Here is a 13800-nt window from a genome sequence, read left to right as displayed (position 1 = left end):
GACGGTTCTCGGCGTGTCGCCCCTGACGCGACGCCCAGCGCGCGTATCGGGTTTTGTCAGCCTTCTCCGTTACGCTCCACTATATGTCTGCCCAAAAACGTAGGATGAGCGACGTCGGCACCGGGATCCTCGGCTTCGTCGGCATGAGCGTCGTCGCCGGCGTCCTCGTCACCGCAGCGGTGACCCCCGCCCTCGCCGTCACCGGCATGGCCGCCAACAACAGCATCACGATGTTCGAGAACCTTCCGAGCGCACTCGAGATCGGCGAGCTGGCGCAGAAGTCCACGATCTACGCGGTGAAGCCCGACGGCAAGGCCTCGCCGATGGCGTGGTTCTACGACGACAACCGCGAAGAGGTCGCGTTCGAGTACATCTCGCCGTTCCTGAAGGACGCGGCGATCGCGGGTGAGGACCCGCGGTTCTACGACCACGGCGGCATCGACATCGCGGGCACCATCCGCGGCGCGCTCTCGACGGTGAGCGGCAACGGCACCCAGGGCGGATCGTCGATCACGCAGCAGTACGTGAAGAACGTGCTCGTCGCGAACGACATGGCGAAGGCCAAGACGCCCGAAGAGCGCATCGAGGCGTGGGAGAAGCACACCGAGACCTCGGTCGACCGCAAGCTCAAGGAGATGCGGTACGCGATCACCGTCGAGAAGCAGTACTCGAAGGACGACATCCTCCGCGGCTATCTCAACATCGCCGGCTTCGGCGGCCAGATCTACGGCGTGCAGACCGCCGCGCAGTACTACTTCAGCACGAACGCGAAGGACCTGACCCTCGCCCAGGCAGCGAGCCTGATCGCGATCGTGAACAGCCCCGAGGAGTTCCGTCTCGACTACCCCGAGGACGAGCTCAACGGTGCGAAGACCGTCGTGAACGGCGAGACCGTGCCGTACGCGCGCAACAAGGAGCGCCGCGACTACATCCTCGACAAGATGCTCGAGCAGAAGAAGATCACGAAGGAGCAGCACGACGCGGCGATCGCCGAGCCCGTCGCGCCGAAGATCAAGGAGCCCTCGAGCGGCTGCCAGGCGTCGAAGGTGTATGCGTACTTCTGCGACTACGTGACGTGGGAGATCAAGCTCAAGATGGACAACCCCGAGACGCCCGACGTCAACGAGGGTGAGGAGATGCTCGAGCGCGGCGGTCTCGACATCTACACGACGATCGACATGGACATGCAGGCCGCGGCGTACTCGGCCGTGCACGACAACGTGCCGTCGTCGATCCCCGAGGCCGACATCGGCGCCTCGGCCGTCTCGGTGCAGGTGGGCACCGGCCGCGTCCTCGCCATGGTGCAGAACACCGTCTACAACGTCGACCCCGAGGTCACGGGCGACGGCTACGACGCCGTGAACTACAACTCGACCATCGACTACGGCGGCTCGAGCGGCTTCCAGCCCGGTTCGACGTTCAAGATCTTCACCCTCGGCGAGTGGCTGAAGGAGGGGCACTCGGTCAACGAGAGCATGGACGCCCGGCGTCGCAGCGACTGGGGCACGTTCAAGAGCAGCTGCCCCGCCGACAACGTCTACGCCGGAGACTGGGACCCGCGCAACGACGAGGGCGGCAACGGCGGCTACTGGTCGGCGCTGTACAACACCGTGAACTCCGAGAACACCGGCTTCATCGCGATGGCGAAGCAGCTCGACCTGTGCGGCATCAAGAACACGGCGACCGGGCTCATGAGCGCGGGCCGAGCCGACGGCAAGCCGCTCGGCGAGGGTGTCAACGGCGACGGCGACCGCATCGCGTTCGGCCCCTCGGCCGTGCTCGGCACGGAGGAGATCGCCCCGATCTCGATGGCGACCGCGTTCGCCGCGGTCGCGGGCGGCGGCAAGTCGTGCACGCCGATCGTGATCGACAAGATCCTCGACGGCAACGGCGAGCCGCTCGACCCGCCGAAGTCGACCTGCACCCAGGCGATCACCCCCGACGTCGCCGCGGGCATGACCTACGCGCTCCAGAAGGTCATGACCGACGGCACCGGCCGTTCGTCGCGCTGGCAGATGGACACCGCCGGCACGCCGATGATCGGAAAGACCGGTACGACCGACGACGCGGTCGCCACCTGGATGAGCGGCGCCTCGTCGAAGGTCGCGACGGTCGTCGGCGTGTACAACGCCACCGGCTTCGTGAACCTGCGCGAGACCACCATCAACGGCGAGCAGGCCGCCGTCCTCCGTCACAACATCTGGCCGCGCATCATGGACGTCGCCAACAACAAGTACGGCGGCGATGCGTTCCCCGAGCCCAAGTCGCAGTACCTGCAGACGCCCATGGCGAACGTGCCGAGCGTGCTCGGCCTCGCCCCCGAGGCGGCCCAGAAGGCGCTCGAGCAGGCCGGCTTCGGCTGGTCGATGGACGGCGAGGTCGACTCGTCGCAGCCGAAGGGCACGATCGGCAGCCAGTCGGCCAGCGGCCAGGCGCCTCGCGGCTCCTCGATCTCGCTGAAGGTCAGCCGCGGCAACCTGAGCCCGGTGCCCGACGTCACCGGTATGCCGGCCGACCAGGCCGAGGCGACGCTCGCCGCGGCCGGCTACCGGGTCGACCGCAACCGCCAGGACACGGACGACCAGAGCCAGGACGGCCTCGTCGTCTCGCAGTCCCCGGGGCCGGGTGAGAACGCGAAGCCCGGCGACAAGATCACGATCGTGATCGGCCGCTACACGGGCGGCGACGGCGGCGGCGACGACAAGCCCGGCACCGACGGCAACGTCCTCCCGGGCGACGGTTGACCGGCCGCCTGACGCCCGTCGCGCGGATCGCCCTGGCGATCGGCGCGGCGGGCGTCGCCGCATTCGCGTGGGGTTCGCTCGTCGAGCGCACCCGATGGACGCTGCGTCGCGCCGAGGTGCCGGTCCTCCCCGCGGGCGCCCGGCCGATCCGGGTGCTGCACCTCTCCGACCTGCACATGGCGCCCTGGCAGCGCGACAAGCAGGACTGGGTGCGCGCGCTGGCCGACCTCGAGCCCGACCTCATCGTCGACACGGGCGACAACCTCGGCCACGAGCGCGGCCTCGAGGGCATCCGCCGCGCCTTCGAACCGTTCCGCGGCGTCCCCGGCGTCTTCGTCAACGGGTCCAACGACTACTTCGGCCCGGTGCCGAAGAACCCGTTCGGCTACTTCATGGGGCCCTCCCGTCACCGTCCGAAGTCGAAGCGGCTCGACATCGTCGCGCTGCACGCGTTTTTCGCCGAGCTCGGCTGGCAGGACCTCGACAACACGGCGACGAGTCTCGACCTGCACGGCACGCACTTCGAACTCTTCGGCGTCGACGACCCGCACAAGGGCTACGACCGGCTCGACCTCATCGCGGGCGCGATCGACGAGCTGCGAGCCGACGATCCGCTCGGCGACGAGATGTGGCCCGATGCCGGGCGCTCCCGGGGATCGAAGGCCGCTGCGGTCGCGCGCCCGACCGTGACCGTCGGCGTCGCGCACGCGCCGTACCAGCGAGTGCTCAACTCCTTCGTGAACCACGGCGCGCAGCTCATCCTCGCCGGTCACACGCACGGCGGCCAGGTGTGCGTACCCGGCTTCGGAGCACTCGTCACGAACTGCGACATCCCCCGCAAGCAGGTGAAGGGACTGAGCGTCTGGCGGCACGGGTTGCGCTCGGCGTTCCTCAACGTGTCGGCGGGGCTCGGCACGTCGATCTTCGCGCCGGTGCGCTTCGCATGCCCGCCCGAGGCGACGCTGATCACGCTCGTCCCGGCCGAGTGACGACGCGCGGATGCCTCGGCGAACGGTGCTCGCTCGAGGCATCCGGTCGACTGGTCAGCGAGGCTCGATTTATCGGCTATCCTTGTTGAGGCCCTGACGGGCCACCGGGGTGTGGCGCAGCTTGGTAGCGCGCTTCGTTCGGGACGAAGAGGTCGCAGGTTCAAATCCTGTCACCCCGACCACATCGCAAGACCCCCTCCGATTCGGAGGGGGTCTTGTCATTTCCGCCGCGGAGGTCGCCCGCGATTGCTAGCGTGAGTGCCGACCCGGATCGGAAGGTGCTCGATGTTCGGAATCCCCTCACGCACGCCGCTGGCCGTGCTCACGGCGCTCGGCGTGTGTCTCACCGCGATCGCGGCACCGTCGGCGGCGTTCGCGGAGTCGCGCACGGCGTCGGCCGGGCGTTCGGCCACGCCGACGTCGCCGGCCTCCGCGGTCGGTGCTCCGGGCCCGGGCGCCGCGCCCGTCGAGACGCCCTCGATGGGCGACTACGCCCCCGAGCGGTATCGGGTGGAGGCGAGCGCCCTGCCGAGCGAGCTCGCGACCGCGATCGAGACCGACCTCGGCATCACCCCGTCCGAGTACCTCGCCGAGGCCGACGCCGCGGTCGATGCGGGAGACGTGCTCGACCATCTCGCGGCCGCGGGCGTGCCCACCGACGACGCGGTGCTCGACGGCACCGAGCTCACCGTGCTCGTCGACGACGAGGCGCAGGCGGAGCTCGTGGCCGCGACCGGCGCGACGCCCGTCTACGAACCCGTGGCGGGCATGGGGGCCGACTACTCCGACGTGGCCTTCGACGCCGCAGCCGACCTCGTCGGCGGCACCGGCTGGACCTACTCCTTCGTCGACGACGGGAAGCAGTACTACTCGTCGTGCTCGATCGGCTTCAACGGCCGGTCGACCACGACGGGGGCCCACCAGTTCGCGACCGCCGGCCATTGCCTCGACGGCTGGTCCACCGACAGCACCCGCATCTACGCCCAGAACCTGGTGCGGCCGGCCGACCCAGCCTGGCGCCTGGGCGCCGAGATCGGCACCCGGGTGCCCGGCAGCGTCGTGTACGGCTCGAACATCGACTCCGCCCGGGTGTCGGTCGGCGCCGGCTGGACCCCGAAGCCGATCGTCTCGACCTGGGGCGGCGGCGCGGGCGCTCCGACGGCGGGCTCCCCCGTGACCGTTCGCGGTGCGACGGCCGGCGTCGTCGGCGCGAAGCTCTGCAAGTCGGGCCGTACGACGGGCTGGACCTGCGGTTCCGTGGTGAGCCTCGAAACCGTCGAGGTCGGCGGTCGGGCGGTCAATTCCGTCGTCGCGAGCGTCTGCGCGATCCCCGGCGACAGCGGCGGCGCGGCCCTGCTCGGCAACTACGCCGTCGGCATCACCTCCGGGTCGAACGCGAGCCAGACGACCTGCGCGTCCCGGCCGCTCGCCGCGTTCTTCGCGATGACGTCGTCGCGCGGCCAGGACGTGCTCGAGTTCAACAAGGGCTGGCAGCTCTCGGTCGCGGTCCGTACCCCGGTGGTCGCCCAGCCCGCGGGCGGTCGCGCGTTCACGGGCGGCAGCATCACCGGAACGGTGCCGCAGGCCCCGGTCGGCACCGTCGTGTCGCTCTACGTCGACGGTGGGTCGACGCCCGTGTCGACGGCGAGGCTCACGAAGACCGGCGGATCGTTCGCCGCGCCGTTGACCGGCGTCGCCCTCGGTGCCCACGCGTGGAAGGTCGTCGCGAAGTACGGCAAGTACTCGACGTCGGCGGCGGCCACCGGCTCGGTGACGGTCGTGCCGCCGCCGAAGGTCGACCGCCTGGCCGGCGGCGACCGCTACGCGACCGCCGTGGCGATCTCGAAGGCCGCCTTCCCATCGACCGCGCCCGTCGTCTACGTGGCCTCCGGTGCGGGTTTCGCCGATGCGCTCGCCGCCGCCCCCGCCGCCGCGAAGTCGGGCGGCCCGCTCCTGCTCACGCCGAAGTACCAACCGCCCGCCGCGCTCCTCGCCGAACTCGCGCGCCTGAAGCCGGCGAAGATCGTCGTCGTCGGAGGGACGGGGGTCGTCGCCGGTTCGACCGCGAACGCCTTCGCGAAGATCGCGCCGGTGGTCCGCCTCGGCGGTGCCGACCGATACGCGACCAGCCGCAAGGTGGTCGACTACGCGTTCCCGGGCACCACCGCCGCGGTGTACGTCGCGTCCGGGGCGAACTTCCCCGACGCGCTCGGCGCGAGTGCCGCGAGCGGCCGATACGACTCCCCCGTCGTGCTCACGAACGGCACGTCGCTCGACACGGCGACCTCGTCGCTCGTGAAGCGACTCGCGCCGACGAAGATCCGCGTCGCCGGCGGCAGCGCCGTCGTCTCAAACACGGTCCTCGGAGCGCTCCAGAAGCTCGCGGCCGACACCAAGCGCGTCGCCGGCACCGACCGCTTCAGCACCGGTTTCGCGATCAACAAGGATGCGTTCTCGTCGAGCGAGCGGGTGTTCGTGGCCAACGGCCTCAACTTCCCCGACGCGCTCGCGGGCGCCGCGTTCGCCGGCGGAACCGCGTCGCCGCTCTACCTGAGCCCGCAGAGCTGCCTTCCGAAGGGCACGCGCAACGAGCTGCTCCGGCTCGGCGCCACCCGGGTGACGCTGCTCGGCGCGACGGGCGTGCTGGGCGACGGCGTCGCCCGGCTCGGGGAGTGCTGAGCCGCGCCGACGCCTCGATGCCCCTGCGCCCGACGGTGCGGGGGCATCGCCCGTTCAGGGCCGCCCGATCCCGCGCAGCTCCCAGCCGGCCGAACGCCAGGCCGCGACGTCGAGCACGTTCCGGGCGTCGATGATGCGGCGCCCCGCGACGAGCCGACCGGTGTCGACCGGATCGAGCGACCGGTACTCGCGCCACTCCGTCACGAGCACGACGAGATCGGCCCCGCGCAGCGCCTCGCGCGTCGAGCTCACGTACGCGAGCTGCGGGTGACGAGCACGGGCGTTCTCGATGCCCTCGGGGTCGGTCGCGACGACGTCGGCGCCGAGCCCCGTGAGCTGCACCGCGACATCGAGTGCGGGCGAGTCGCGCACGTCGTCGGAGTCGGGCTTGAAGGTCACGCCGAGCACGGCGATGCGCGTTCGGTGCACGCTGCCGCCGAGCGCCTCGACGGCGAGGTCGACGACGCGCTGCCGCTGCCTGAGGTTGATCGCGTCGACCTCGCGCAGGAACGCGAGCGACTCGCCGTGCCCGAGCTCATCCGCACGGGCGGTGAAGGCTCGGATGTCCTTCGGCAGGCACCCGCCGCCGAACCCGACGCCGGCGTTGAGGAAGCGCCGGCCGATGCGTGCGTCGTGGCCGATCGCATCGGCGAGGGCGACCACGTCGGCACCGGTGGCGTCGGCGATCTCGGCCATCGCGTTGATGAAGCTGATCTTCGTCGCGAGGAACGCGTTGGCGGCGACCTTCACGAGTTCCGCGGTCGCGTAGTCGGTCACGATGCGCGGTGCACCGGCTTCGATCGCGGCGCGGTACACCTGGTCGAGCTGGGATGCCGCGTGGCCGTCGCCGCCGGGATCACGGACGCCGTAGACGAGCCGATCGGGTTCGAGGGTGTCGCGCACCGCGAAGCCCTCGCGCAGGAACTCGGGGTTCCACGCGAGCTCCGCGTGCGGTGCGACCTCCGAGAGCCGCGCGGCGAGCCGGGCCGCGGTGCCCACGGGCACTGTGCTCTTGCCGACGACGAGCGAGCCCGGCGCCAGATGCGGCGCCAGCGCCTCGAACGCGGCGGCGACGTACCGGAGGTCGGCCGCGTGCGTGTCGGCGGCCTGCGGCGTCCCGACGGCGACGAAATGCACCTCGGCATCGGCGGCGTCGGCGATGTCGGTCGAGAACCGCAGGCGACCGGTCGCCGTGGCCGACGTGAGGATCTCGGCGAGCCCGGGTTCGAAGAACGGCGGCCGACCGGCGGCCAGTGCCGCGATCTTCGCCGCGTCGACGTCGACGCCCACGACCTCGTGTCCGAGCTCGGCCATCGCCGAGGCGTGCACCGCCCCGAGGTAGCCGCAACCGATCACCGAGATGCGCATGGCAGGTCCTTCCGTGCAGGGGTTCCATTCTCGCGCGATCGACCGCTGGCCGCCCGAAGCAACCGCTCGAGCGGACCGCGGCCGAGATAGCGGCGCCAGCACCACGCGAAGATCATGCTGCCGACGATGAGGCCGACCGTGAGCGCCCACGAGTCGTCGGTCAGATAGCCGCCCTCGGCGCGCTTCGCGGCCGAGATCACGACGAGGTGCAGGGTGTAGACGCTGAGCGGCATCGCCCCCATCGCGGTCACGGGCGACAGCACCGCGCCGGCGACCCTTCGCACGGCGGGGCGGGCGAGCGCCGTGAGGGTCACGGTCGCGGCGACGATGACGAGCCCGACGCCCACATTGCCGACCGCCAGCGCCGAGGCCGAGAGCGCATGCTCGAACACCGACGCCGAGGCATCCGCCTCTTCGGGCAGTACGCGAGTGAGCGGCAGCATCACCGCCGCCGCGAGCGCCCCGAACAGGGCGTAGCGTGCGACCACCCCCGGTGACGCGGCGCCGAGTCGCGCGAGCCCCAGGCCGATGAGCATGACCGGCACCCACACGATGACCGGGTACGCGCCCGTGAGCACCCAGTCGAGGAGCAGTCGCACCTCGCTGTCGCGCGCCGCGACGATCTCGGGACTGTACTGCGCGGCGGCCGCGAGGCCCGGCGTGATCGCCAGGAGCGCGGCGCCGAGCGCGATCGCGACCCGCGCGGGCACGAACAGCAGCGGCAGCATGAGCAGGAACGCGACGCCGTAGACGTCGAGGATGATGTAGACGAGGGGCTGCAGGGTCACCGCGATCAGCAGGCCGAGCCCTATGAGGATGAGCGCGCGCACCGAGATCTGGCGACGCAGGAGCCCCCGCCCGGCCGAGATCGGCCGCACGCCGCCCGAGATGAAGCCGAGTCCGAAGCCCGCCGTCAGGGCGAAGAGCAACCGAGGACGCTCGTCGGCCATCGCGATGAGTTCGGCGGCCTCGAGCGTCGCCGCGGCGGGCGCCACATGGGCGATGAACATGCCGATGAGCGCGATCCCGCGGGCGGCGTCGATGCCGTCGACACGGATCGGGGACGTCGCGCGCACCCGTGAGCGCGCGGATCGCACGCCCGGCGTGGTGCTCACCGCACGACGACCGTCGGGGCCTCGAGGCGCGAGAGCACGCCGTGACTGACCGATCCGAGCAGGAACCGCGCGATCGCACCCCGGCCGTGGCTGCCGACCACGAGCAGCTCGGCCTCAGCGGCTGCCTCGGCGAGCGCGGTGACCGGGTCGCCCGCTTCGACGCGGCGTTCGATCTCGAGGTCGGGTCGGTCGGCGACGAGCGGGGCGAGCGAGGCGTCGAGCACCTCGCGGGCCGCCTCGGTCAGGTCGTCGACCGCGACCATCGCCGGACCGTAGCCGTACTCGCCCCCGGCCATCAGCGCCATGTCCCAGGCGTGCACGGCGATGAGCGGGACCGATCGTCGCTCGGCCTCGTCGGCGGCGAACGCGAGGGCGCGCGCGCCCACCTCGGAGCCGTCGACGCCGATGACGACGCCGCGCCGGGCCGAGACGTCGATGTCGGGCACGACGACGACGGGAGCCCGGCTCGCGGCGGCGATGCGCAGGCTGTGCACGCCGCGCCGGCTCGGCCGCTTGCCGCCGTGCCAGTCGCTGCCGACGACGAGCAGCTCCGCGCCCTTGGAGCGGTCCGCGAAGACCTCGACGGGCGATCCCTGTTCGAGATCCGTCGCGACGTCGAGCGACGGGTCGACGTCGAGCGCGACCGTCGCCGCGTCGGCGAGCGACGCGCGCGCCCGGTCGAGCGCCGCGAGCAGCAGTTTCGCATCGCCCGTCGCCTCGACCGCGCTGTCGACGACGTGCACGAGCCGGAGCGGCGACCGATGGGCGGAGGCGCGTTCGGCCCCCCAGCGCACGGCCCGCAGGCCGGCGCTCTCGGCGGTGCTGACTCCGACGACGATTTCGCTCATGCGGGGGCCTCCCTGCCTCAATCATCACGCGGATGACTCGGCGGCACCACCCTCGGTGACGACCGGTCCGATCGCCTGGCCGCGGTCGGCGGCCGCTCGATCATGACTCGATCAGTGGCGGCCGTTGAGCACGCCGCCCGACTCCTGCAGGTAGCAGACCCCGCACAGCGACTCGTACGCGACCTCGACGCCGTCGATGGCGACCTGGTCGCCGTCGAAGATGTAGCGGCCGTCGATGCGCCGCCCGTTGAAGATCGCCTTGCGCCCGCAGCGGCAGATCGTCTTCAGCTCCTCGAGCGAATGCGAGATCTCGAGGAGCCGGCGGCTGCCGGGGAAGGCGACCGTCTGGAAGTCGGTGCGGATGCCGTAGGCGAGCACCGGGATGCCGTCGATCAGCGCGATGCGCAGGAGGTCGTCGACCTGGTCGGACGACAGGAACTGCGCCTCGTCGACGAGCAGGCAGCTGACGTCGCGACCGGCCTCTTCGATGACTCGGGTGCGGTGCGACTGGAACCGGTCGAGCACGGTCACCCCGGGCTCGATGACGAAGTCGACCTCTCGCACGACCCCGAGGCGGGACACGATGTCGCGGTCGCCCTTCGTGTCGATCGCCGGCTTCGCGAGCAGCACCCGGTGGCCGCGCTCCTCATAGTTGAACGCCGCCTGGAGCAACGCCGTCGACTTGCCGGAGTTCATCGCCCCATAGCGGAAGTACAGTTTCGCCATCTACTCGAGGAATCCATCCTCCGCCGCACGGCGGATCAACTCGGCCTTGCGGCTGGCCGGCTTGCCCACCTTCGCATACTTCTCGCGCACCCGGCGCAGGTACGTCTTCGCGGTCTCGTAGCCGACGTCCATGCGCTGGCCGACCTCGAGCGTGCTGAGGCCCTGGGCGTAGTAGCGCAGGGCCTTCTCCTCGGCCGGGCTGAGGTGCACGCCCGACATGGTCGTGGTGCCGGGCTGGCCGCCCTGGGCGTGCTGATCCTGGGCGCGCGTGTGCCTGGGCAGCCGCTCGCCGCGCATCACGCGCCGCGCGTAGTCGACGAGGGTCTCGGCCGGCAGGGTCTTCGAGACGAACCCGGCCGCGCCGGCGGCCATGCTCCGCTCGCGCGACTCCTCGTCGTCGAGCGCGGTCACGACGATCACGCGGGCGCCGGCGGCGCGGCACGCGCGGATGCGGGACTCGATCGACACACTGTCGCCGAGCTGGAGGTCCATCAGGACGAGCTCGACCGGGAACGCCGGGCTTCGCACGAGGTCCATCCAGGTGGTCGCGGTCACGACGACCTCGAAATCGGGCGCGAGGTCGGCGAACCACCTCGCCAGGCTGTCGACGATCAGCTCGTGGTCGTCGAGGATCGCGAGCCGATGGCGCGGCGGCGTTGCCGGTTCATTCGATGACATATCTCAGCTCCACACTCACATTCTCACGCGTCGCGACCGATTCGGCACCCAACGCCACCGCACGAGCCACCGCGACGAACCGGTCGAGTTCGCGTTTGGCGGGCGGATGGGCGGCCGGATCGGCGACGATGCGGATGGACCCGCCGTCGGGTTCGGGCGAGAACGACACGCTCACGCGCTCGGATCGGTCGGCGTCGGTGAGCCAGGTGATGAGCGCGGTGAGGGCGGAACGCTGGTCGTCGCCGAGGGCGTCCGCGGCTCCTGCGGGGTCGTCGACGAGGGTCTCGACGCCCCGGCTCACACGGAGATTCGCGGCGAGGTCGTCGAGCCAGGTCGACTCGATGCCGGCGCGCAGGGCGCGGCGGAGCTCTTCGGCGAGCTCGCGGGCCCGGTCGGCATCGGCGATCGAGATGCGCTCGGCGGTCATCACCCCGGCGAGGAAGGGCAGTACCTCGCGCCCGAGCACCGACACCCGGCTCTGCTGCACGGAGCGGGCGATGCCGGCGCGCAGTTCGACGTCGCGCTGCAGGGCGGCACGGTTCGCCTCCCGCTGCCAGGCGAGGGTCTCGGCGATGATGGCGTACGCGTACCCCGCCGCCGCCGCCGAGAGAGCGATCACCGGCGCGGCGTTGACGGCGATGAGCGCGGCCACCGGGGCGTCGGCGAGGACGTACGCGGAGGCGCCGACGACGAGGATGGACAGCACGATCGAGGCGAGCACGCCCGCGAGCGCGAGTGAGAGCCAGGTGCAGAACGGGGCGACCGAGAGGATCAGCATGCCGATGACGACCGGGCCGAAGTCGTCGTAGAGGTACTGGTTCGACCCCACCGTGCTCATGTACTCCGCGATGGCGGCACCGACGGCGAGGGTCACGAGGAGCCACAGTCGCTCGGCGGTGAACGGCGCCCTCGACGGTGCGGCCGAGATCGCCGCCACCGTGCCCGCCGCGGCGACGAGGACGATCGCGGCGATCGCCGCGACTGGGGCGCCGATCTCGGTGCGGTGCGCCCAGGTCAGGGCCACCGAGGTGCCGAGCGCGAGCACCGCGCCGATGACGACGATCGGTGCGGCGGTGATCGCACCGATCGGGTCGGCCTCCTGCTGGGTCAGGCGCATCGGCTCACGCACCCCCCTCGGGAACCGTGAGCACGATGGTCGTGCCGATGCCCTTCGTCGACCACAACCGCACCGTGCCGTCCTGCTGCTCGATGCGTGCGCGGATCGAGGTGCGCAGGCCGATGCGGTCTTCGGGCACGGCCGATTCGTCGAATCCGACGCCGCTGTCCATGACGGCGACCGTCACCTCTCCGCCGCCGAGCCCGAGGGCGAGCTCGGCCTCGCCGACGCCGGCGTGGCGCGCGACGTTGATGAGGCATTGGGCGACGGCGGCGTCGAGCGCCTCGGCCCGCGCCGGGCCGAGCACCCGCAGCACGCCCACGTCGCCGGTCACGCGGACGGCCAGACCGGCGTGCTCGGCCGCGGTGAACGCCTGCGTGAGCGTGGGCGCCCCCTCCTCGGTCGCACGGCCGGCGACCGCGGTCGCGGCCGCTCCCGCCCCGTCGCCTGCCACCGTGGACCGTCGTGCCCCGCCCCGCTTGCGTCCGCGGCCCCACGACGAGACGGGGTCGTCGACGGCCGACGGGGTCGCCGTCGCGCCCGCGACGGACGCCGCAGGCTGCGCCGGCCGGCCGTTCGCGCTCGGGCCCCGCCCGGCCGATGCGCCGCCGGGAGCGGTCGAGTGCGCCGCATGATCGATCGCCCAGTCGCGGCCCACGATGAGGCCGAGGTCCTGCCGGATCCCGGCGCGGAGCCGCTCGTCGACGGCGCCGGAACCCGCCGCGGCGATCGCGATGAGATGGCTGAGCGCGGTGTCGTGGAGCCGCGCGGTCGCGCGGAGCTCGTAGTCGTGGCGGATGGCGAGTTCGCGCGTCTGCTGGCTCGCGCGGTGCAGCCCCGTCGCCTGGCGGGCGTCGGAGCGTCGGGAGAGGCCGTCGAAGACGCGCACGACGACGAGGATGCCGAACGCCGCCGCAGCCGCCATGTTCGGGGCGTAGACGCCGCCGATGAGCGCGACGCCGAGGAACATCGCCGCCTCGCCGAGCGCGTAACCGAGCGATGCCCACACGACCGCGATGAGCGATCCGGTGCCCGCTCCGCCGACGAGCAGCAGTGCGATGCGCGGCAGCGCGAGCAGCGCGTTGTTCGTCGACTCGAAGCCGCCGGGTCGCATGATGAGCACGGTGAGGGCGATGATCGCCCCGGTGCCGACGACGAGTGCCAGCACGGTCAGCGTCACCGTCGGGAACCGGGCCACGGCCCCGAGGGCGAGGGCCATGACGGCGGCGAGCGCCGCGCCGGTCCATCCGCCGGGCGCGTCGCCGACGGTCGCGATGATGACGCCGACCGCGATCGACACGCCGAGGCAGGCGAACGCCGCACAATGGCCCGCGAAGGCGAGTGCTCGGCTCAGGCTGTCGCGCGCGAGGTGTCCGGGCAACCCCAGGCTCATCGGTGAACCTCCACTCGCGACTGCGGCCCGACCGCGCCATCTGGATCGGGCTCAGCGAATTATCCCAGTTCTGCGCGCTTCCGCGCATCTGCGGGTGCCGGCGAGCGTGAACGAGCAGATCCACGGCCATCGAGCAGTCAGGA

10 protein-coding genes and 1 tRNA gene are annotated in these 13800 nt (G+C 71.7%); 4 read left to right on the top strand and 7 right to left on the bottom strand.

From position 1 onward, the window contains the following. The first annotated feature begins 104 nt into the window (after positions 1-104). The 4 genes from AC3RJ7_RS09985 to AC3RJ7_RS09970 all read left to right on the top strand — a co-directional run bounded on the left by AC3RJ7_RS09985 (position 105) and on the right by AC3RJ7_RS09970 (position 6412). Complete coding sequence (locus AC3RJ7_RS09985) at positions 105-2744, top strand: transglycosylase domain-containing protein (RefSeq protein WP_491455683.1); 2640 nt, start codon at positions 105-107, stop codon at positions 2742-2744. Continuing rightward, complete coding sequence (locus tag AC3RJ7_RS09980) at positions 2741-3733, top strand: metallophosphoesterase (protein ID WP_491455682.1); 993 nt, start codon at positions 2741-2743, stop codon at positions 3731-3733. Before AC3RJ7_RS09985 ends, AC3RJ7_RS09980 begins: the two co-directional genes overlap by 4 nt. Positions 3734-3838: 105 nt before the next feature. Beyond that, positions 3839-3915: transfer RNA gene (locus AC3RJ7_RS09975), tRNA-Pro, on the top strand. Between the two features lie 103 nt (positions 3916-4018). Next, positions 4019-6412 carry a cell wall-binding repeat-containing protein gene (locus AC3RJ7_RS09970; RefSeq protein ID WP_491455681.1) on the top strand — a complete coding sequence of 798 codons (2394 nt, stop codon included), beginning with the start codon at positions 4019-4021 and terminating at the stop codon, positions 6410-6412. A gap of 54 nt (positions 6413-6466) precedes the next feature. Here the strand turns inward: AC3RJ7_RS09970 and AC3RJ7_RS09965 are convergent, their stop codons facing one another. The 7 genes from AC3RJ7_RS09965 to AC3RJ7_RS09935 all read right to left on the bottom strand — a co-directional run bounded on the left by AC3RJ7_RS09965 (position 6467) and on the right by AC3RJ7_RS09935 (position 13657). Beyond that, positions 6467-7780 (bottom strand): UDP-glucose dehydrogenase family protein, encoded by a 1314-nt coding sequence (locus AC3RJ7_RS09965; RefSeq protein WP_491455680.1) that lies wholly within the window; start codon positions 7778-7780, stop codon positions 6467-6469. After that, positions 7765-8895, bottom strand: a complete 1131-nt coding sequence (locus tag AC3RJ7_RS09960) for a heparan-alpha-glucosaminide N-acetyltransferase domain-containing protein (RefSeq protein ID WP_491455679.1) — start codon at positions 8893-8895, stop codon at positions 7765-7767. The genes AC3RJ7_RS09965 and AC3RJ7_RS09960 overlap by 16 nt, the downstream gene beginning before the upstream one ends. Next, complete coding sequence (locus AC3RJ7_RS09955; RefSeq protein WP_491455678.1) at positions 8892-9743, bottom strand: universal stress protein; 852 nt, start codon at positions 9741-9743, stop codon at positions 8892-8894. The genes AC3RJ7_RS09960 and AC3RJ7_RS09955 overlap by 4 nt, the downstream gene beginning before the upstream one ends. A gap of 111 nt (positions 9744-9854) precedes the next feature. Then, positions 9855-10469: a thymidine kinase gene (locus AC3RJ7_RS09950; protein ID WP_491455677.1), complete on the bottom strand. Its 615-nt coding sequence runs from the start codon at positions 10467-10469 to the stop codon at positions 9855-9857. After that, the gene (locus tag AC3RJ7_RS09945; protein WP_491455676.1) at positions 10470-11147 is read right to left on the bottom strand and encodes a response regulator transcription factor; all 678 of its coding nucleotides are present in this window, start codon (positions 11145-11147) and stop codon (positions 10470-10472) included. Then, positions 11134-12264, bottom strand: coding sequence for a hypothetical protein (locus AC3RJ7_RS09940; RefSeq protein WP_491455675.1), 1131 nt, complete (start codon positions 12262-12264; stop codon positions 11134-11136). The genes AC3RJ7_RS09945 and AC3RJ7_RS09940 overlap by 14 nt, the downstream gene beginning before the upstream one ends. Positions 12265-12268: 4 nt before the next feature. Next, a complete protein-coding gene (locus tag AC3RJ7_RS09935) occupies positions 12269-13657 on the bottom strand; it encodes a sensor histidine kinase (RefSeq protein WP_491455674.1) in 1389 nt (462 codons plus the stop codon). Between the last annotated feature and the right edge of the window lie 143 nt (positions 13658-13800).

It is taken from the genome of Agromyces solani (assembly GCF_058349925.1).
The sequence above is the reverse complement of the archived record's forward strand: the minus strand, read 5'-3'. Positions and strand labels throughout refer to the sequence as shown.

Coding starts and splice junctions, on each gene's coding strand:
- AC3RJ7_RS09950 (WP_491455677.1), bottom strand. CDS start 10,469: ATGGCGAAACTGTACTTCCGCTATGGGGCGATGAACTCCGGCAAGTCG.
- AC3RJ7_RS09935 (WP_491455674.1), bottom strand. CDS start 13,657: ATGAGCCTGGGGTTGCCCGGACACCTCGCGCGCGACAGCCTGAGCCGA.
- AC3RJ7_RS09955 (WP_491455678.1), bottom strand. CDS start 9,743: ATGAGCGAAATCGTCGTCGGAGTCAGCACCGCCGAGAGCGCCGGCCTG.
- AC3RJ7_RS09940 (WP_491455675.1), bottom strand. CDS start 12,264: ATGCGCCTGACCCAGCAGGAGGCCGACCCGATCGGTGCGATCACCGCC.
- AC3RJ7_RS09965 (WP_491455680.1), bottom strand. CDS start 7,780: ATGCGCATCTCGGTGATCGGTTGCGGCTACCTCGGGGCGGTGCACGCC.
- AC3RJ7_RS09945 (WP_491455676.1), bottom strand. CDS start 11,147: ATGTCATCGAATGAACCGGCAACGCCGCCGCGCCATCGGCTCGCGATC.
- AC3RJ7_RS09985 (WP_491455683.1), top strand. CDS start 105: ATGAGCGACGTCGGCACCGGGATCCTCGGCTTCGTCGGCATGAGCGTC.
- AC3RJ7_RS09970 (WP_491455681.1), top strand. CDS start 4,019: ATGTTCGGAATCCCCTCACGCACGCCGCTGGCCGTGCTCACGGCGCTC.